Origin of the sequence: Pantoea conspicua, from assembly GCF_002095315.1 — a bacterium.
Lineage (GTDB): Bacteria > Pseudomonadota > Gammaproteobacteria > Enterobacterales > Enterobacteriaceae > Pantoea > Pantoea conspicua.
The window spans coordinates 1-20582 of the sequence record NZ_MLFN01000025.1 but is presented as its reverse complement, the minus strand read 5'-3'; the positions used below and the strand labels follow the sequence as shown (position 1 = coordinate 20582).

17 protein-coding genes and 2 pseudogenes are annotated in these 20582 nt (G+C 56.4%); 6 read left to right on the top strand and 13 right to left on the bottom strand.

Annotated features, from left to right (window positions below; genetic code table 11):
- Positions 1-38: 38 nt before the first annotated feature.
- A complete protein-coding gene (gene sanA / locus HA41_RS10600) occupies positions 39-758 on the top strand; it encodes an outer membrane permeability protein SanA (RefSeq protein WP_094120761.1) in 720 nt (239 codons plus the stop codon).
- Between the two features lie 619 nt (positions 759-1377).
- Here the strand turns inward: sanA and mglC are convergent.
- The 7 genes and pseudogenes from mglC to HA41_RS10565 form a co-directional block, all read right to left on the bottom strand.
- Positions 1378-2388 carry a galactose/methyl galactoside ABC transporter permease MglC gene (gene mglC / locus HA41_RS10595; RefSeq protein WP_094120760.1) on the bottom strand — a complete coding sequence of 337 codons (1011 nt, stop codon included), beginning with the start codon at positions 2386-2388 and terminating at the stop codon, positions 1378-1380.
- Positions 2389-2407: 19 nt separating this feature from the next.
- Positions 2408-3927: pseudogene (gene mglA, locus HA41_RS10590) on the bottom strand (galactose/methyl galactoside ABC transporter ATP-binding protein MglA).
- 68 nt (positions 3928-3995) lie between these two features.
- Positions 3996-4991, bottom strand: a complete 996-nt coding sequence (gene mglB, locus HA41_RS10585) for a galactose/glucose ABC transporter substrate-binding protein MglB (RefSeq protein WP_094120759.1) — start codon at positions 4989-4991, stop codon at positions 3996-3998.
- A 320-nt stretch (positions 4992-5311) separates the two neighbouring features.
- Positions 5312-6351, bottom strand: a pseudogene (galS, locus tag HA41_RS10580) (HTH-type transcriptional regulator GalS).
- A gap of 147 nt (positions 6352-6498) precedes the next feature.
- Positions 6499-7659, bottom strand: coding sequence for a DUF418 domain-containing protein YeiB (yeiB, locus tag HA41_RS10575; protein ID WP_094120758.1), 1161 nt, complete (start codon positions 7657-7659; stop codon positions 6499-6501).
- A 50-nt stretch (positions 7660-7709) separates the two neighbouring features.
- A complete protein-coding gene (gene folE / locus HA41_RS10570; protein WP_094120757.1) occupies positions 7710-8375 on the bottom strand; it encodes a GTP cyclohydrolase I FolE in 666 nt (221 codons plus the stop codon).
- 125 nt (positions 8376-8500) lie between these two features.
- A complete protein-coding gene (locus HA41_RS10565; RefSeq protein ID WP_094120756.1) occupies positions 8501-9628 on the bottom strand; it encodes a YbfB/YjiJ family MFS transporter in 1128 nt (375 codons plus the stop codon).
- 128 nt (positions 9629-9756) lie between these two features.
- Between HA41_RS10565 and ptrR the strand changes: the two genes are divergently transcribed.
- The 3 genes from ptrR to fghA all read left to right on the top strand — a co-directional run bounded on the left by ptrR (position 9757) and on the right by fghA (position 12875).
- On the top strand, positions 9757-10668 hold the full coding sequence (gene ptrR / locus HA41_RS10560; protein ID WP_094120755.1) for a putrescine utilization regulator PtrR: 912 nt from the start codon (positions 9757-9759) through the stop codon (positions 10666-10668).
- Positions 10669-10892: 224 nt separating this feature from the next.
- The gene (locus tag HA41_RS10550; RefSeq protein WP_094120753.1) at positions 10893-12017 is read left to right on the top strand and encodes an S-(hydroxymethyl)glutathione dehydrogenase/class III alcohol dehydrogenase; all 1125 of its coding nucleotides are present in this window, start codon (positions 10893-10895) and stop codon (positions 12015-12017) included.
- Positions 12018-12029: 12 nt separating this feature from the next.
- Positions 12030-12875: an S-formylglutathione hydrolase gene (gene fghA, locus HA41_RS10545; protein WP_094120752.1), complete on the top strand. Its 846-nt coding sequence runs from the start codon at positions 12030-12032 to the stop codon at positions 12873-12875.
- 74 nt (positions 12876-12949) lie between these two features.
- On the opposite strand, the gene HA41_RS10540 is transcribed toward fghA, so the two are convergent.
- The 5 genes from HA41_RS10540 to HA41_RS10520 all read right to left on the bottom strand — a co-directional run bounded on the left by HA41_RS10540 (position 12950) and on the right by HA41_RS10520 (position 18031).
- Positions 12950-13738 carry an ABC transporter ATP-binding protein gene (locus tag HA41_RS10540; RefSeq protein ID WP_094120751.1) on the bottom strand — a complete coding sequence of 263 codons (789 nt, stop codon included), beginning with the start codon at positions 13736-13738 and terminating at the stop codon, positions 12950-12952.
- Positions 13738-14814, bottom strand: coding sequence for a FecCD family ABC transporter permease (locus HA41_RS10535; RefSeq protein WP_094120750.1), 1077 nt, complete (start codon positions 14812-14814; stop codon positions 13738-13740). Before HA41_RS10535 ends, HA41_RS10540 begins: the two co-directional genes overlap by 1 nt.
- A gap of 382 nt (positions 14815-15196) precedes the next feature.
- Entirely contained in the window at positions 15197-16663 is a 1467-nt protein-coding gene (locus HA41_RS10530) for an amino acid permease (RefSeq protein ID WP_094120749.1), read from the bottom strand.
- 117 nt (positions 16664-16780) lie between these two features.
- Positions 16781-17647, bottom strand: a complete 867-nt coding sequence (yieE, locus tag HA41_RS10525) for a DNA-binding transcriptional regulator YeiE (RefSeq protein ID WP_094120748.1) — start codon at positions 17645-17647, stop codon at positions 16781-16783.
- Positions 17648-17665: 18 nt separating this feature from the next.
- A complete protein-coding gene (locus tag HA41_RS10520) occupies positions 17666-18031 on the bottom strand; it encodes a YkvA family protein (protein WP_094120747.1) in 366 nt (121 codons plus the stop codon).
- 106 nt (positions 18032-18137) lie between these two features.
- Here HA41_RS10520 and HA41_RS10515 point away from each other — a divergent pair, with 106 nt between their 5' ends.
- Positions 18138-19193, top strand: coding sequence for a YeiH family putative sulfate export transporter (locus tag HA41_RS10515; protein WP_094120781.1), 1056 nt, complete (start codon positions 18138-18140; stop codon positions 19191-19193).
- A gap of 54 nt (positions 19194-19247) precedes the next feature.
- Positions 19248-20093 carry a deoxyribonuclease IV gene (gene nfo / locus HA41_RS10510; protein ID WP_094120746.1) on the top strand — a complete coding sequence of 282 codons (846 nt, stop codon included), beginning with the start codon at positions 19248-19250 and terminating at the stop codon, positions 20091-20093.
- A 109-nt stretch (positions 20094-20202) separates the two neighbouring features.
- Here the strand turns inward: nfo and HA41_RS21200 are convergent.
- The coding region (locus tag HA41_RS21200) for a hypothetical protein (RefSeq protein WP_208612758.1) at positions 20203-20582 on the bottom strand (380 nt) is incomplete at its 5' end.

Genomic DNA, 20582 nt, shown 5'->3' with positions numbered 1-20582 from the left:
GTGCCATCTCACCATTCTGATATCGAGTCTCCAGGCGCATGCTGAAACGCGTTTTTATTGGACTGCTTTTCATCATCCTGCTGATGGTGGCGACGGCGCTTGGCCTTGATCGCTGGATCAGCTGGAAAACTGCGCCCTTAATCTACGAGAATGTCTCCTCACTGCCGCACCGCCAGGTGGGTGTGGTGCTGGGCACCGCTAAATATTATCGTACCGGGGTCATCAATCAGTATTACCTCTATCGGATGCAGGGCGCGCTCAACGCCTATAACAGCGGAAAAGTCAACTACCTGCTGCTGAGCGGCGATAATGCGCTACAGAGTTACAACGAACCGATGACCATGCGCCGCGACTTAATTAAGGCAGGCGTTGATCCGGCAGATATCGTGCTGGACTATGCCGGTTTCCGTACCCTGGATTCGATTGTCCGCACCCGAAAAGTATTCGATACCAACGACTTCATTATCATCACCCAGCGCTTCCACTGTGAGCGTGCGCTGTTTATCGCGCTGCAGCTCGGCATTCAGGCGCAGTGCTATGCCGTACCCTCGCCAAAAAACATGCTGAGCGTGCGTTTCCGTGAGGTCGGTGCGCGATTGGGTGCGCTGGCTGACCTGTTCCTGCTGAAGCGGGAACCCCGCTTCCTCGGGCCGCTGGTGCCGATTCCGGCGGTGCGTGAGATCCCCGAGGATGCGCAAAGTTACCCGGCGGTGACACCGGAACAGTTACTGGAACTGGAACAGAAGCTGCGTAAATAGCTGACGCGCTGCGGCTTCTTTATGCTGTGCTGACTGTGACTCCAATGCTGTGGTCTGGTCGGAACGTGCCTGGCTCAGGGAGTCTGCACCTTCCGCAAAGACGCAAAACCGCCATTCCTGGCGGGCGATTACGCACCTCATCCCTGAGGCGCGCCCGTAGCCGGGCCAACGCTTTGCGTTGTTCAAAAACGCTCCCGACATTTTGTCCCTGGTCCGCGATGCTTCGCTACCGGCGTATGACCCTTCGCTTTAACTTTTGTCGCCGTCTAAAAGTGAAGACCAGTCTGCTGTGATGTTTAAGCTCACACCTCTGATGCTACTACAGCATATTCAGCACAAATCCCCCTTAGGGTCACTACAGATTGCTGAGAAGTTGAAGCAGAGTGAATCTGATAGCAATGACTAAGCTCAACGCGCAGGGAACACGGTCAGAAGAGGAAAGCGTCCCGCGCCAGGGATGGCGCGGGCCGGACGTGTCATGGACTGGCCTTAGCGTTTTTCCAGTCTGGCGGTGTTCCTCCCTAAGCAGCCCCAATCTCACAGCAACAACGCCAGCACTGTTCCCATAAAAAAAGCGACCCGAAGGTCGCTCTGGTTTTCTGACGTCATCGCCAGCGCATTATTTTTTGCGCGAGTATTTCAGTGAATCCAGCGCCACGGCGAAGATGATGATGCCGCCTTTGATGATGTACTGCCAGTAAGGGTTAACACCGATATAGGTCAGGCCGTAGTTGATAACGGTGAAGATCAGTACACCGGTCACCACGCCCGCCACGCTACCGACACCGCCGGCGAAGGAGACGCCGCCGACCACACAGGCCGCAATCGCATCCAGCTCATACATAAAGCCGAGGTTGTTGGTTGCCGAGCCGATACGGCCCGCTTCCAGCATCCCGCCAAAGGCGTAGAACACACCTGACAGGGCATAAATCATGATCAGGTTCAGGTTGACGTTAACGCCTGAGACTTTCGCCGCTTCCGGGTTACCACCGATAGCAAAAATGTTTTTACCGAAGCGGGTTTTGTTCCACAACACCCAGACAAACACAATCGCAATCACCGCGTAGAAGGTGATGAAAGAGAGTTTGAAATCACCGAAGCGCAAGAAGCCCTGAGCGAATTTTGAGAAGCCCGCATCAAAGCCGGCAATCGGTGACGCACCGACGAAATCGTAATAGAGCGAGTTAATGCCATAAACGATGATCATGGTGCCGAGGGTGGTAATAAACGGGGTCACCTTGAGGTAGGCAATGATCACGCCGTTGACCAGACCAATCACGCCGCCAATGATGCAGACGGTGAGGATCACCAGAGGAATCGGCACGGTATCCAGCGACGGAAACACCTTGTTAGCGTTGTCCATCGCCTGCAACAACGTTGCCGCGACGACGGCGGCCAGACCGACCTGACGACCAGCGGAAAGGTCAGTACCCTGGGTAACAATCAGCCCCGCCACACCCAGTGCAATGATAATGCGCACCGAAGATTGGGTCAGAATATTACTCAGGTTCATTAAACTTAAAAATGTCGGGTCCTGGAAAATAATAATAGCCAGCAGTACCAGCAGCACGACATAAATGCCGCCCTCTTTTAACCAGGTTAGCGCATTCTTTTTTGTAGTCGCTTTCATGTTAACAGCCCTTGCTTCATTAAAGGTGTAATGACGCTAAACGCAATATTTCGTTCTGCGTGGTGGTTTTGGTATCAACAATGCCTGCTACCAGACCATTACTCATCACCAGAATACGGTCGGTAATGCCTAACAGCTCTGGCATTTCGGAAGAGATAATAATGATGCCCTTTTCTCTTTTCGCCAGCTCAGCAATCAGCTGGTAAATTTCGAATTTTGCTCCGACATCAATACCGCGCGTCGGTTCATCAAGCATCAGGATTTCAGGCTGGGTCAATAACCAGCGACCAATAATCACTTTTTGCTGGTTACCACCCGAAAGCGAACCAATCTGCGTATGGTGACCTGGCGTTTTCACCCGCATTGAATCGATCACCCACTGGGTATCACTCTTCATGCGTTTATTATCCAGCAGCCCCATACTGTTTTTATATTTTTTGATATTGGAAATAAGCGAGTTAAAACCAATATCCAGAAAAGCATAAATCCCGGTCGAACGACGTTCTTCCGTTACCAGCGCGAAACCGTGGTTAATGGCTTCGTTGGCACTGTGATTATTAATCGGTTTACCGTGCAGTTTAATGGTGCCGCCCGATTTCTCGCGAATGCCAAACAGCGTTTCGACGATATCGGTACGTTTGGCGCCCACCAGTCCGGCAATGCGAGAATCTCCCCTTTACGCAGATCAAACGAGATATCGCGAATCGATGGCTGACGCAATGACGTCAGGTTGCGCACCTCAAGAATGGTTTCACCCGGCACGTTGGTCCGGTCCGGAAAGCGCTGATTCAGTGAACGGCCAACCATCATTGAGATGATCTTATCCATGTCCAGCCCGTCAAGCGGCTGGGTGGTGATCCACTGTCCATCGCGCAGAATAGTGATTTCGTCACACAGCTGGAAAATTTCTTCCATCTTGTGCGAGATATAGACAATGCCGCAGCCGCGATCTTTTAGCTTACGAATAATGGTGAACAGATGATTAACCTCTTTCTCGGTTAACGAGGAGGTAGGCTCATCCATAATCACAATTTTCGCGTCATAAGAGAACGCTTTGGCAATTTCAATCATCTGCATTTGCGACACGGAAAGATGCGCCACTTTGTCGCGTGGATCGATATCGATATCCAGCTCGTCAAAGATCGCCCTGGTGTCGTTATACATTTTTTCCTGATCGACAAAGAAGCCTTTGCGGGGATAACGCCCCAGCCACATGTTGTCCATCACGGTACGCTGTAATACCAGGTTTAATTCCTGATGCACCATCGACACGCCATTTTCCAGCGCCTCTTTGGAGCTCTTATAATCGATCTCTTTACCCTGAAACAAAATGCTGCCGGTATCTTTCTTATAAATACCAAAAAGGCATTTTAATAAGGTGGATTTACCGGCGCCGTTCTCGCCCATTAATGCATGAACAGAGTGAGGCCGCACTTTTAAATTCACATTATCTAATGCTTTAACGCCGGGAAATGATTTACTGACATCGGTCATTTCCAGCAGATATTCTCGCTGCGCGGTCGTATTATCACTGGCCATAATTTACCTGGCTAAAAAACGGTGGTGACGTAAAAAAGGCGCGACTCTGGCCGCGCCCGTTATCGATATTATTTCTGGAACTGTGACAGGTTTTCTTTATCAACCGGTACGTAAGGTACGCGGACGATTTTATCGACCATTTTGAAATTAGTCCCTTCGGTGGCGGCTTTGCCGTCAGCCAGGTTCTTCGCCATATCCAGCGTTGCTTTCGCCTGGTTTTCCGCATCGTTCAGCACGGTACCGGCCAGCGCGCCCGATTTCACCAGCGCCATCGCTTCTGGCAGTGCATCGACGCCGAAGACCGGAATGGAGGACATGTTGTGCGCTTTCAGCGCTTCAACCGCACCCATCGCCATAGCATCGTTGTTAGCAATCACCACTTCGATTTTTTTGGCATTCGGGCCTGACAGCCAGGCATCCATCTTGTCTTTCGCCTGAGCGGTATCCCACATCGCCGTATCCATTGCTAACTGCTGGGTTTTCAGGCCATCTTTGTTCAGGGTATCGATCACATATTTGGTACGTGCTTCAGCATCAGGATGACCTGGCTCGCCTTTCAGCAGCACAAACTGAATCTGACCATCTTTGTTCAGATCCCATGCCGGGGTCGCTTTCCAGTGTTTCTCAATCAGCTGGCCCTGGATAATGCCGGACTCTTTAGAGTCGGTACCGACATAATAGGCTTTGTCATAACCGGCCAGCACTTTGGCGTTAGGTTCTTTGTTGAAGAAAACGATTGGCACATCATTCGCGCGCGCTTTATCGACCACTACCGCGGCGGCTGCCGGGTCAACCAGGTTAATCGCCAGCGCTTTCACGCCTTTTGCCATCAGCACATCGATCTGATCGTTCTGTTTTGACTGGTCGTTCTGCGAGTCATTCATCAGCAGCTGAACGCCACCGATGGTTTTCGCTTCTTTCTCAATGTCTTTGCGCACCATCGACATAAAGTTGTCATCATATTTATAAATGGTCACGCCGATACGGGTGTCAGCTGCGTGAGCGGTTGCACCAAACATCATGCTGGCAACCAGTGCTGTGAGCGTGAAAACCTTCTTATTCATGGTATCTCCGGTTTTTTTATGCAGGGTCTTTTTAGCTCTGCCGCGCCACAGAGGCGGGAGAACAATCGGTAAAACTGATCGGCGACGCGGAATAGACACAACGTTACGCTAAGCCGCTGGACCGCCGTCCAAAATCTGACTTCCCTGTACCTAAACGCTTCCGTGAATATGAATATGTTATGAACCATTTCATCCAGTGACTGAAGCGGTGCCTGATGCGGTTATGCGGGCGTTACATAATGTTTCAGTCCGGTGAGACGCTGCCATCATAGTGAGGGCAATGTTAATTAACTGTGAATGTAATCACAGATTGAAAACGGTTACATGGCTGAATCGCTTGAATTAGTGACGGACTCCACATTTTGCCGCTGCGCCACTGAATGACGACGTACCAGCGTCGGCATAAAGATGTGTGTTGCGGTGTCATCCAGCAACCCTGCCGCGCCCTGCAACGCCAGTTCCGTGGCCAGTTTAGCCATAGAAACAATGGGATAGCGTACGGTTGTCAGTTGCGGATCGGTGTAACGCGAAATCGGAATATCATCAAAGCCAATGACAGAAAAATGCTGTGGAACCTGAATGCCGTTGTCTTTTAATGCTGTGAGCGCACCCGCCGCCATGCCGTCGTTATAGGCAAACACCGCGCTCAGATTGAGATTGCGCCCCAGCAGTTCCACCATTGCGGCTTCACCGCCCTGCATATCGGGCTCGGCGCTGGCGATCCAGCTTTCCTGCGGCCGGATGCCCTGCTCCGCCATCGCCTGCAGCCAGCCTTCGCGGCGCTGGGCGACATCCTCAATCGGATGACTGGAACAGAGGTAACCAATGCGGCTATGCCCTTGTTGTAACAGCGTACGAGAGGCCATCAGCGCGCCGGTAACGTTATCAAGGCTGACGCTGCGGTGTTCAAACCGGGCACGATGCGGTTGATTACCACCATACCCGGTACATGTTGCATAAATTCAGCCAGCTCATGGTCTGAAAGCGTTTTCGCATGGACTACCAGCGCACTGCACCGTTGCCGGATCAGCACCTCAATCGCATGGCGCTCTTTCTCTTCCTGATGCCAGGAGTTGCTGATTAACACATGCTTATGCACGCGCTGCGCCACGGTATCGACCGCTTTGACCAGCGCGCCAAAGAAGGGATCGGAAACATCCATCACCACCACGCCAATGGTGTCGCTGACCTGAGTAGCCAGCGCCTGCGCGTTAGCGTTAGGGCGATATCCCAGCGCGTCAACAGCCTGTAACACGGCGTCACGGGTATCAGACGTGACAGCGCTACTATTGTTGAGTACGCGCGAGACGGTCGCTACCGACACGCCAGCCTGACGGGCAACATCACGAATCGTTATCATGCAGCAGTTCCACAGAGGAAGAATAAGGCATCACGCCGGGTTGAACACCGGCGCTATTTTGTCAGGGGCGGGAGAGAGGCAGCGTGAATTGCGTCACATCAATGAAAACGGTTACATACAATTCTGCAACCTTTGTGATGGCGGTCATTATCTGACGTTGTCAGTGACGGCAGGTTTACCGGCGGCCAGCAGCGTCAGACGCCGCCATAGCCACTCCAGCGGGCCCTGCGCAAAGTAATGTAACCAGATGAGTGAAAACAGAAGATTGATCAGCCACACTGCGGGCACCATCATCACCAGTTGCAGACGCGTGAAATGCATAAACAGCCCGAAGCGATAAAACAGCGTGGTGCAGATCAGGGTTTGCAGCAGGTAATTGGTTAACGCCATCCGGCCAACACACTGAATAGCATAGCTAATACGCCATCGACTGATGCGTGACCAGTAGCCGAGACAGAGCGCAGCATAGCCGAGGCTGATCAGCGGACTCGCTAAATCACGCGGAGTTTGCAGATAAAAACCGGTCCAGCGAAATTCCCAATGTAACAGCCATTGCGCTGCCACGCCGGCCACCGCGATCGACAGCCCCATCGTCAGCAGCAGCGCCGCCGCCTGACGATAGTGCAGTGGTGAAAATTCGCCGGTCAGCCAGCCACTGCGCAGCAGCGCCCCGCCAATCATCATCAGGCCCGCCAGTTGCCAGCCATACTGTGCCGCCAGCGCCATTAAACCCGAGGCAAGCTGATCGAGCCGATTCTGCACCGCATCCCAGCCGCCAGTCAGTTTCCAGTATTGTTCATATTGCAAATCGGCCGCGCCCGGCAGCCAGGAACGGGTCGGCTGATGATCGGAAATGGAACCGAATACCAGTAACACGCCACAGCCCAGCAGATAGAGCAGAATACCGGTGTGCATCAGGCTGCGGGTGGAAGGCACATCGCGCAAGACCCGCCATACCACCAGACCAATAATGCCGTAATCCAGCAGAATATCGCCTTCCCACAGAAACACGCCGTGCAGAAAACCGAATAAGACCAGCAGTGTCAGGCGAGCGGTCAGCCAGCGGCTGCCCCGCGGCAGTTGCATTTGCAGGCCCGCGCCAAACAGCAGCGCAAACAGGGTCAGGAATTTGAGTTGAGCCAGCGCGTCAGAGATCGCCCATGTCCAGGCATCGGACAGCGTGACACTGCCCTGCCAGGCAGGATTGAGATAGGCGGCGGACGGCAGTCCGAAGCCGACAATATTAAGCAGCAGGATGCCGAGAATGGCACATCCACGTATGAAATCCAGCGCGTGATAGCGTTGCATGCGGCACCCTGCATTGACGACGCGGGCGCCAGAATGCGCCCGCCGTTGACTCAACTATGGCGTACCGCGCGCAGAAATTCCTGGCGGGTGTTCTGACTGGACTTGAAAAGTCCGCCGAGTGAGGTGGTGGTCGTGGCGCTGGTGGCATCTTTTACGCCGCGCGCTTTCACACAGTAGTGCACCGCGTCAATCGACACCGCAACATTGTTGGTGCCCAGCAGCGTTTGCAACGCCACCAGCACCTGTTGCGTCAGGCGCTCCTGAACCTGCGGGCGCTGCGCAAAAAACTGCACGATGCGGTTAATTTTCGACAGACCAATTACCTTATCTTTCGGAATATAAGCGACAGTCGCTTTACCATCGATAATCACAAAGTGGTGTTCACAGGTGCTGGTCAGGGTGATGTCACGCACGGTTACCATCTCATCAACCTTCATTTTGTTCTCAATGACGGTGATTTTAGGGAAGTTGGCGTAGTCGAGACCGGAGAACACCTCATCAACATACATTTTGGCAATGCGGTGCGGGGTTTCAATCAGGCTGTCATCTTCCAGATCGAGATTCAGCAGCTGCATAATTTCGGTCATGTGGCCTGCAATCAGGCTCTTGCGCGTTTCGTCATCGAGGTCGCGCGTTGGCGCACGTAACGGCGTTTCCAGGCCACGCGCTAACAGCGCTTCATGAACCAGGGCAGCTTCCTGACTTAAGGTGCTCATCGTACTCTTCTCCGGCTGGTGTTGCGCCCGCCGGTGAATGCCTGCGGGCCCTGTTACTGAGCGCGTATTGTGAAACTTTCTTTGCGGGGAATCCAGCAATCAATCAGATTGGTGATCACCCTGCGTCAGGCGGCGCGTCGCCAGACCAGCAGCCCGGCCCATACCAGACTGGCGCCTGCCACCCACAACGCCGGTTCCAGACGGTGCAGCAGCGCGGTTGACAGAAACGACAGCAGCGGGCCGACCAGCTGCCCGACCGCATAACCGGTAGTCAGTAATCCGGCCATGTACCGCAGATGCTGCGGAGCGAGTTCACGCGCACAGAGCAAGGAGAGCTGTACCACACTGAGAAAGCCGCCCCCCACCAGCAGCGCCCCGATCAGCAAGCCGCTGAAGCCCGGCAACAACGCCGCCGCCAGTACGCCCAGCGCCTGCGCCCACAACACCAGCGCCAGCCGGGCCTGACTGCTGCCCCAGCGCCGGGTCATAATGCCGATCACAATCCCGACCATCGCCGCCCCGCCAAAAATCGGCCAGACGAACTGCGCGAACACCCCATCAGGAAAGCGTGCCGCCGCCATTTGCGATAAGAAGGTGGCGGGCAAAATGTAACCAAAGCCCGCCAGGCTGTAACTCAGTACCAGCCGTTTCAGATCGCGGTTCAGCACCAGCGGTTCAGGTGCCTGATCCGGCCGATGCAGTTCACCCCGACGCGGCAGATGACGGCTAATCAGCGCAATCAGCAGCAGCGCCAGCGCGCCGTAAGCGGCCCATGCCAGCGAGGCCGACACCTGAAAGCTGTGCAGCACCACCGCCAGCAGACCGCTGACAAAAATACCGCAACCCGGACCGGCAAACACCGCTGCCGATAACCCTGCCCGGCCATGCCGATGCAGCTGCTCATTGCTCCAGGCAGCCACCAGCACCATCGCCCAGCCGCTGGCCCAGCCAATCAGGAAACGAATCGCGCCGTGCAACCAGGGCCCGCTGACGCAGGCCGAGAGCAGCGTCAGGATCACCGCCCCCCAGACGCCGGCCAGCAACCGCAGCTCTACCCGACGGTGCGCGCGCATCGCATCAAAGGAGCCACACAGATAACCGAGATAGTTTAACGCCGCCACCAGGCTGGCACTGGTCAGCGTCAGCTGGTGCTCCTGAATCATCAGCGGTACCTGCGGCGTAAAGGCAAAGCGCCCGATCCCCATTGCCACAAATAAGGTTAAAAATGCGCTTAGCGCGACGCGTACCGCCATGGCTGAACTCCTGTTGTGCTGGACTGGTGCTGACCTGAGATCTTTTCTGACTTGCTTACAGCATGCAGGATGTTTAAACTCACGGAAAGTGAATAATATTAACCAAGTTGTTTACGGGAAGAGAAGATATGGATTTAGTTCAGCTACGTATGTTCTGTTCCGTCGCCGAAAGCGGTTCGCTGGCGCGCGCGGCAGAACAGCTGCATCGCGTACCCTCTAATCTGACCACCCGGCTGCGCCAGCTGGAAGAAGAGTTAGGCGTTGATCTGTTTATTCGTGAGAAGCAGCGCATTCGACTGTCGCCAATGGGCCATAATTTTCTGAATTATGCGCAGCGTATCCTGGCGCTGAGCGAAGAAGCGATGAGTATGACACGCACCGGCGAACCGGCCGGTAACTTTGCTTTAGGCTCGATGGAGAGTACCGCGGCGACCCGACTGCCCGGTCTGCTGGCCGCCTATCACCAGCGTTTTCCTAAAGTGGCGCTGTCACTGATCACTGGCACCTCGGGCGAAATCATCGATCGGGTGCGTGAAGGCACCTTAGCCGCCGCGCTGGTCGATGGTCCGGTTTCTCATGACGATCTCAACGGCTGTATCGCCTTTCGCGAGGAGATGGTGCTGATCACCGGGCTGGATCACGCGCCGATCAGCAGCGCGCGAGACGTACAGGGTGATACGCTGTTTGCCTTTCGCAACAGCTGTTCCTATCGGGTGAAGCTGGAGAGCTGGTATCGCGACAGCCAGACCGCGCCTGACAACGTGATGGAGATTCAGTCCTATCACGCCATGCTGGCCTGTGTAGCAGGCGGTGCGGGCGTGGCGATGATCCCCGCCTCGGTGCTGAAACAGATGGCGGATCGCTCACGGGTGCAGGCGCACACCCTGCCGCCGGGCTATCGCGATACGGCCACCTGGCTGATGTGGCGACGCGATGCGTTTACCCCGAATGTCGAAGCGCTGAAGTACCTGATCATTGAACAATTTGACGATCGTCCGCTCAACGATGAGCTGATCCACCCATTACAGGCGGCGGAATAAGCGTTCCACGCTATGTTTAAGAGCCTGGCGGGCCAGGCGTAATTGTTGCAGGCAGTCTGAACGCGGACAGCGCGGAACAAGCAGGCGTACACGTAGTACGTGAGGATTGTGAGCACTGCCCAGGTTCAGACTGGCAAATAAAATAGCCTGGCGGGCCAGGCTCTGAATCATCACGACCAACCGGACGCCACTGCGCGTCACAATCTGACTGGAAGAGGGATTGCATGAATATGATCAAAACCCGTGCCGCTGTTGCCTGGGCTGCTGGCGAACCGCTGAAAATTGAAGAAGTGGATTTAATGCCGCCGCAGAAAGGTGAAGTGCTGGTCCGCATCGTGGCGACCGGCGTGTGCCATACCGATGCTTATACCCTGTCCGGCACCGATCCTGAGGGCGTTTTCCCGGCGATCCTTGGCCATGAAGGCGGTGGCATCGTTGAAGCTGTAGGCGAAGGCGTCACCAGCGTCGAAGTCGGCGACCATGTGATTCCGCTCTACACGCCAGAGTGTGGTCAATGTAAATATTGCCTGTCCGGCAAAACCAACCTCTGCCAGGCGATTCGTACCACCCAGGGCAAAGGCCTGATGCCAGACGGCACCACCCGTTTCTTCAAAGATGGTAAGCCGATTTTCCACTACATGGGTACCTCGACCTTCTCGGAATACACGGTCATTCCGGAAATTTCGCTGGCAAAAATCAGTAAAGAAGCCCCGCTGGAAGAAGTCTGCCTGCTGGGCTGTGGCGTCACTACCGGCATGGGCGCGGTGATGAACACCGCCAAAGTGAAAGAAGGCGACACCGTGGCGATCTTCGGTCTCGGCGGTATTGGCCTCTCCGCGGTGATCGGCGCCAAAATGGCGAAAGCTGGACGCATCATTGCCATCGACATCAACACCAGTAAGTTCGATCTGGCACGCAAGCTGGGTGCCACCGACCTGATTAACCCGAAGGATTACGATAAGCCGATCCAGGAAGTGATCGTTGAACTGACCGATGGCGGCGTCGATTACTCCTTTGAATGTATCGGTAACGTCAACGTGATGCGCTCGGCGCTGGAGTGTTGCCACAAGGGCTGGGGCGAATCCGTGATTATCGGCGTGGCCGGCGCGGGCGAGGAGATCTCGACCCGTCCTTTCCAGCTGGTGACCGGTCGCGTCTGGCGCGGTTCGGCGTTTGGCGGCGTGAAAGGCCGTTCACAGCTGCCTGGCATCGTGCAGGATTATCTCGACGGTAAGTTTGCGCTGAATGATTTCATCACCCACACCATGCCGCTGGAACAGATTAACGACGCCTTTGATTTGATGCACGAAGGAAAATCGATCCGCTCGGTGGTGCATTTTAACAAGTAATCAGGAGGCGTTATGGCATCCACTCTGGAGCTTCTGGAAGAACATCGCATTTTCGGCGGCTGGCAACAGCGCTGGCGTCATCAGTCGGCCGTACTGAACTGCCCGATGACCTTCAGCATCTATCTGCCGCCCCCGCACGGTGATGCACCGCCGCCGGCAGTCTGGTTTCTGGCCGGCCTGACCTGCAATGATGAAAACTTCACCACCAAAGCCGGGGCGCAACGCGTCGCGGCGGAGCTGGGTCTGGTGCTGATCATGCCGGATACCAGTCCGCGTGGTGAAGGGGTGGCGAATGATGAGGGTTACGATCTCGGACAGGGCGCCGGTTTCTACCTCAATGCCACTCAGCAGCCGTGGGCCCGCCATTTCTGTATGTTCGATTATCTGAGCAGTGAGCTGCCAGCGCTGATTGCGGATAACTTCAAGGTCAGCGAACGTCAGTCGATCATGGGACATTCAATGGGTGGACATGGCGCGATGATGCTGGCGCTGCGTCTGGGCGGCCGCTTTGCCTCGGCCTCGGCCTTTGCGCCGATTGTTAATCCGATGGATGTGCCGTGGGGACAGAAAGCGTTTCAGGCTTATCTGGGCGACGATCGTGCCGCCTGGCGTGACTATGACAGCTGTCAGCTGATGGCCGAAGTGTCACATCGATTGCCGATGCTGATCGATCAGGGCGATAGCGATCAGTTCTTAGCCGATCAGCTGCAGCCGGAGCGGTTAGAGACGGTGGCCCAGGAAACGGGCTTCCCGCTGACCCTGCGTATTCAGCCGGGTTACGATCACAGCTACTTCTTCATCGCCAGTTTTGTTGAAGATCACCTGCGCTTCCACGCGCAGCATCTGCTGGCGCGTTAAACCTCACCCCATCGTCTCCTGCCGGAGGCGATGGGGTGTTTCTCTTCTTCGCAGTTAACCGCCCCGCTTCAGCGTTACACCAGCGCGTCGTGTACCAGCCCGTCGATCATTACCTGCGGCATACCGCGGCTGCAGTGCTCAATCCGGCCCTCCACGCCATACACCTGTGCCAGCGTGGCGGGCGTGATCACCCGATCCGGCTGGCCTTCGGCGACCAGGCTGCCGTGCTTCAGCATTAACGCATGCTGGGCATGGCGCAGCGCGATATTGATGTCATGCACCACCACTACCGTCACCATGTTGCGCTGAGCCGTTTCACGGCGCACCAGATCCATCACGTGAAACTGGTAATTCAGGTCGAGCGCGCTGAGCGGTTCATCCAGCAGCAGCAGCGACGGACGACGAATCAATGACTGCGCCAGCCCAACCAGCTGCTTCTGCCCGCCCGATAGTTGATCCAGATAGCGCATCGCCAGATGCGCAATGCCCAGCTGTTCCAGCAGATGCATCACTTCCGCCTGGCTGTTGGCACTGTGCAGGCCACCGGAGGCACGCTGCGCCACGATAATCGACTCCAGCACGTGCAGATGCACGCCGGCAGGCAGCGACTGGGGCAGATAGACCACATGCTTTGCTCGCTGAGCAAACGGCTGAGTCATCAGGTTTTCGCCGTTGAGCCACAATTCGCCACGGCCTTTATTCAGCCCGGCCAGCGCCCGCAGCAGCGTTGACTTGCCACAGCCGTTGGGTCCAAGCAGCACGGTGATTTCACCGCGCGGCAGCGGCTTAACATTGAGGTTTTCAATCACTTTGTGCTTTGGATAACCGGCGCTGAAACCACGTAACGTCAGACCCTGTTCCATCAGACTGTCCCCCGATGACGCAAAATAATGCTCAGGAAGAACGGCACGCCAATCAGCGAGGTGACAATGCCGACCGGAATGATCACGCCCGGGATCAGGTTCTTCGAGGCAACGGACGCCAGCGACAGCACCAGCGCCCCCACCAGCGCACTGGCTGGCAGATAAAAGCGATGATCCTCACCGAACATCATGCGGGCGATGTGCGGTGCCACCAGGCCAATAAAGCCGATTGGGCCGACAAAGGCTACCGCCAGCGCAGAGAGAATACTGATGCGCAGCAACGTCGCCAGACGCAGACGGCGCACATCAATGCCAAAGCTCACCGCGCGGTCTTCGCCTAAGCGCAGCGCCGTCAGCTTCCAGCTGCTCAGCAGTGAAAACGGCACCAGAATGGCCAGCGCCACGGTCAGTACGCCCAGCTTCTCCCATGAGGCGCGCGCCAGACTGCCCATGGTCCAGAACACCAGTCCCTGCAATGTATCTTCGCTGGCAATAAACTGCATCATCGAGACCAGCGCATTGAAGGTGAACACCAGCGCGATGCCGAACAGCACTACGCCTGCCGACGAAACCTGGGTCCAGCGGGTCACCGCATCCAGCATCAGGGCAGCAAACAGCGCAAACACGAAGGCGTTCGCGGAGATCAGCCACTGATCAGGGACGCCGGGAATGCCGATGCCGAGAATGATCGCCAGCGCGGCACCAAACGCCGCCGCAGACGAGACGCCAAGGGTAAACGGACTGGCGAGCGGGTTATTCAGGATGGTCTGCATCTCTGCACCCGCCAGGCCCAGCGACAGCCCAACCACAATCGCCATCAGCGCATAGGGCAGACGAATGTCCCAGACAATAACGCGGGTGCCGGCATCGACGCTCTCAGGACTAAGCAGCGTGTTCCACAGCGTTTGCAGTGAGAGACCGGCCGGGCCCAGGGTGAAGTCGAGGATCAGCGAGGCGAGTATCGTCAGCAGTAGTATGCCAATCCAGAACAGGCGGCGGCGCAGCACCTGATGGTAGTTTTGCATGGTGTGCTGAAGCGTCTCTTCCCCCGCCAGCCGCGAAGTTTCGGTAGTCATGTATTAACCCTGTGTGGCGATCCCGTCAGAAAACGCAGCCACAATAGTGCAGGTGATAATAATTATCAATTCGTGAACATAAGCGAGACGTGAAAAAAAAGTAAAAAAGGGAGTTGCAGGCAGGATGCTGGCTCAGGGAGCCTACGCCTTTCGCAAAGACGGAAAACCGCCATCCCTGGCCGTTCAGCGCGGGCGATTACGCACCTCATCCCTGAGGTGCGCCCGTAGCCGGGCCAACGCTTTACGTTGTTCAAAAACGCGCCCGGCGGTTTTGTCCGTGGTCCGCGATGCTTTGCTACAGGCGTATGCTCCTATCGCTTTACGTTATCTGCGGCCTGCCAGAACGGCGGCAGGCACCGCGTTTCGGTGTCAGCACACACAATTACTCTTTGTGAACCGGAAATTCCATTTCGCTGTATTTCACGAAGCGACTGCCGCGCGTCAGCTTGTAGCCAAACCAGATAATCAGGAACAGCGGAATACCGATGTAGGTCGCCGCCACGCCGTACCAGTCGATGCGGTCATTGAGAAACGCCTGGTAATTCTGACCGAGGGTGATAATCAGGCAGAGCACAAAGGCGAAGATCGGACCCAGCGGGAAGAAGCCGGAACGGTACGGCAGCGCGTTCAGATCGTGTCCCTGCGCCACATAGCCGCGACGGAAGCGGTAGTGGCTGATGGCGATACCCAGCCAGGCGATAAAGCCGGTCATACCCGAGGTGTTGAGCAGCCAGAGGTAAACCTCCTGGTTGCCAAATTTCGAGGTCAGGAAGCAGAGCCCCGCCACCACGGTGGTGGCCCACAGCGCATTGCGCGGCACCCCGCCTTTTGACAGCCGGGCAAAAATACGTGGCGCTTTGCCTTCGCTTGCCAGGTTGTAGAGCATACGGGTCGAGGCGTACATGCCAGAGTTACCGGCTGACAGCACCGCCGTCAGGATCACTGCATTCATCACCGCCGCCGCCGACAGCAGCCCGGCATTGCGGAACACCAGGGTGAACGGGCTGACGCTGATATCATTGATATCGTTGTGCAGCAGCTGCGGATCGGTATACGGCAGGATCAGGCTGATAATCAGGATGGCGAACACGTAGAACAGCAGGATACGCCAGAAAATCTGCCGCACCGCGCGCGGGATGTTTTTGGCCGGATCTTCAGATTCGCCCGCCGCGATACCGATCAGTTCGGTACCCTGGAAGGAGAATCCGACAATCATCGCCACGCCAATCATCGCCGCAAAACCGCCGGCAAACGGTGCGTCACCCACCTGCCAGTTCTGCCAGCCTGCATGCTCTGCGCCGCGCATGATGCCGGTGATCATCAGTACGCCCACCACGATAAAGATAATCACGGTCGCTACTTTAATCAGCGAGAACCAGTATTCTGCCTCGCCAAAGCCCTTCACCGAGATGTAGTTCATCAGGAACATCAGGCAGAGGAACAGCGCACTCCAGATCCAGCCAGGGGTATCCGGGAACCAGTAGTTCATCACCAGTTGCGAGGCCACCAGGTCAACCGCGATGGTCACCGCCCAGTTGTACCAGTAGTTCCAGCCGAGCGCGAAACCAAAACCCTCTTCGACATACTTCGCGCCGTAGGTGGAAAAGGAGCCCGATACCGGCATGAAAGCCGCCAGCTCACCGAGGCTGGTCATCAGGAAATAGACCATCAGACCGATCAGGATATAGGAGAGCAGCGCGCCGCCAGGCCCCGCCTGAGCAATGGTCGCGCCGGAGGCGACAAACAGGCCGGTACCAATAGAACCGCCAATGGCGATCATCGTCAGATGACGTGCTTTTAACGCACGTCGTAACGCAGGTTGTTGTGTTGTATTTGAGTCATTATGCATGTGTAAACGCTACGCTGGGTAAAAATGAGGCGCGATTGTAGCAGCTAAGCCTGCGCTGTATAGCGAATGCCGCGCTGTTATAAGTTACGTTCATGATCGCGCCCGGATTATTAGTAATCACTCGCGACAATAAGATAAAAAACGTGTCAGCGCCTTCGAGATATGCTTTTGCCGGTGATGAATACGATAGAGCGTTCGGGTCAGACGCGGCAGCGGCAGCGACAGTTCAGCCAGCGTGCCGGCCTCCAGCAGATCGCTAATCACCCGGCGTGACAGACAGCTGATGCCCATGCCGTGGCGCACCGCATGTTTGATCGCCTCGGAATTACCCAGCTCCATACCCAGTTGAAAAGTCGGCAGATGCGACAGCAGCAGGTAATCGACGATTTCACGGGTGCCAGAGCCGCGCTCACGCAGGATCCACGGCGCAGCCGCCAGCGTCTCCAGCGTCACCGGCTGTTGCAGGATCGCTGCATCCGGGGCGGCAAACACCACCAGCTCATCCTCCAGCCAGGGTTCGCTGACCAGTTCGGTCATGTGGCAGGGTCCTTCTATCAGGCCAACGTCAACGCGGAAATCGGACACCGCAGTGATCACATCCTGACTGTTGCCGACGCTCAGCTCCAGCGGCAGGCCGGGAAAATCACGCCGGTAAGCGGCCATCATGCCCGGCAGCAGATAGTTGCCGATGGTGCTGCTGGCGAAAATACGAATCGCCCCGTTGTCCTCTTTGAACAGTTGCTCAATTTCGCTGGCCTGCTCCAGCAGGCCAACCGCACGCGGATAGAGCAGTCGCCCATGCTCATTCAGCACCAGCCGCTTACCGACCCGATCAAACAGCTGTACGCCGAGCTGATTTTCCAGATCGGCCAGCGCCGCGCTGACTGCCGACTGTGACAACGCCAGCAGCTGTGACGCCTGAGTGGTCGAGCCACTTTTCAGTACTTCCGTGAACACTTCTATCTGCCGCAGCGTAATGTGCATCGGCGCTCCTTAACTCACTTATTGCCTGATGAGATAGATCACCACCGCCAGCCAGATCAGCGCGATCAGTACCAGCCAGCCCGCAATCTTTTTGCCACGCGCACGCTGGGACTGCGCCCTTTCGCTGCTGCTGATGCGCACTTCACGCGGCAGCAGACGCAGCAGTATCATTGCGCCAGAGGGAATGATCACCGCATCATCCAGAAGACCCATAAACGGGATCACATCCGGAATGATATCGATCGGGCTGATGCCATAAGCGACCAGCCCCAGCATCGCCAGCTTATTCCACCAGGGGGTACGCGGATCGCGAAAGGCAAACCACAACACCACGATGTCCCGTTTGATCAGCGTCGCCCACCGGCGCAGACGCGAAAATAGCATGATTGCCGCCTTATCGTTTATTCTGGTCAATTATAAATATATTATCAATTTCACTTTTAAGCCAGTCAGCGCCATGATCGGGTCTCAATCAGAAGGAGGAACCGACATGGCAGATCTGAGCATTCACAAAACGCATCCACCGCTTCAGCTCTGGCTCCCTGGTTTGCTGCTGACCGCACTGATTGCCGCTGCCGCCAGCTGGCTGGCCGGGCAACCGGCGATTGCATCCTGGGGGCTGGGATCGCTGACGCTGGCAATTGTGCTGGGCATTATTATCGGCAACAGCGTCTACGCACCGCTGGCCCCACAGTGCGATGCCGGGGTGGCACTGGCGAAACAGAAGCTGCTGCGGCTGGGAGTGATTCTGTTCGGCTTCCGCATTACGCTGCAACAGATCGCTGACGTCGGCGTCAGCGGCATCCTGATTGATGCACTGACCCTGAGCAGCACCTTCTTTATTACCTGTCTGCTGGGGATGCGCCTGCTGAAGCTGGATCGCGATACCGTCTGGCTGATTGGTGCCGGTAGCAGTATCTGTGGTGCGGCGGCGGTGCTGGCGACCGAACCGGTGGTTAAAGCGGCAGCGTCAAAAGTCGCGGTCGCTATCGCCACGGTGGTGCTGTTTGGTACCCTGGCCATTTTTATCTATCCGCTGCTGTGGCCGCTGGCACACAGCCTGTTCCCTGGCCTTGATCAGGCGCAGTTTGGCGTGTTTACCGGCTCTACCATTCATGAAGTGGCGCAGGTCGTCGCGGCCGGACACAGCATCGGGCCGGATGCCGAAAATAGCGCAGTGATTGCCAAAATGCTGCGGGTAATGATGCTGGCGCCGTTCCTGCTCTGCCTCAGTGCGGTGCTGCGCCGTCAGACGCCACGCGCACAGGCCTCGGGTCCGGTGACCTTTCCGTGGTTTGCGCTGCTGTTTATTGCGGTTGCGCTGTTTAACTCGCTGCACCTGTTACCGGCTGACGTTGTCGCGATACTGAATCAGCTGGCCGGATTACTGCTGGCGATGGCGATGGCGGCGCTGGGATTAACGACTCGTTTCAGTGCATTACGTGAGGCGGGCGTGAAACCGCTGCTGCTGGGTGCGATGGTGTTTAGCTGGCTGATTGTCGGCGGCGGTGCCATCAATCTGCTGGTGCAACATTTCATGGGCTAACCGCATCGGGTATCATGCCTGCTCGTCAGTGCATAGCCCCTTCAGGAGAACGGCATGAAATATATCGGCGCACACGTCAGTGCGGCAGGTGGTGTGGATCAGGCAGTCATTCGCGCCCATGAGATCGAAGCCACCGCCTTCGCCTTGTTTACCAAAAATCAACGGCAGTGGAAAGCCGCCCCGCTTTCCACTGAGGTGATTGATGCCTTTCGCGCCGCCTGCGAGAAATATCACTTCAGTTCGCAGCAAATCCTGCCGCACGACAGTTTTCTGATTAACCTTGGTCATCCGGTGGCTGAGGCGCTGGAAAAATCCCGCGCTGCCTTTATTGATGAACTGCAGCGTGCCGATCAGCTTGGCCTGACGCTGCTGAACTTTCATCCGGGCAGCCACCTGCATCAGATTGACGAGCAGGCGTGTCTGAAGCGCATCGCCGAATCGATCAACATTGCCCTCGACCAGAGCCGCAACGTTACAGCAGTGATTGAAAACACCGCCGGTCAGGGCAGTAATCTGGGCTTCCGCTTTGAGCATCTGGCGGAAATTATTGATCAGGTTGAGGATAAGACGCGGGTCGGGGTCTGCCTGGATACCTGCCACGCCTTTGCCGGTGGCTACGATCTGCGTACCGAAGCGGACTGTGTCGCCACCTTCGCGGAGTTTGAGCGCATCGTTGGTTTTAAATATCTGCGCGGGATGCATCTCAACGATGCAAAAAGCACCTTTGGCAGCCGCGTTGACCGTCATCACAGCCTGGGTGAAGGCAATATCGGTAAAATCGTGTTCAGCTGGATGATGAAGGATGCGCGTTTTGACGGGATTCCGTTGATCCTCGAAACCATCAACCCGGATATCTGGAAAGATGAAATTGCCTGGCTGAAGTCCCAACAGCAGGGGTAAAACAGGGAGCCAGTTGGCTTAATGCTCGTCAGTTAAGAGACCGGTGATAACGCAGTCTGGTGCCGGGCAGGGGCTGGCGGTCCTCGCGCCGCTGCGCGGTGCCTTCACTTCATTCGTCTGCCTGACGGACCGCCGGGGATGGCACATCCTGTGCCGCCCCGCCTTTCGCCCGCGTCCTGCGGGCTCTCCTGGCAGACTCATTCTGTTCAGCGCTGCGGATTGCCTGCGCCTGCCCGACCCCAGCCTGCTCTGAAGCTTCAGTGCGTGTCGTTAAAAAGAGCACGATGGCAGAGGCCTTAGCGCCTCTGCTGCTGAAAGGGCTATCCGCAGCGCAGAGGCGTGACGCCAGGCCAGAACGCCACGCCGGGAAGCGTGGAGAGTTCGGGGCCGGCCAGGGAAGGCCGATCCCCGAACGGTTCGTCGGCACGACGTCAAAGCCGAAGGTACCGCGTGAGCGGCGCGAGACGGCCGGCAGCAGCAGCGGTGCTC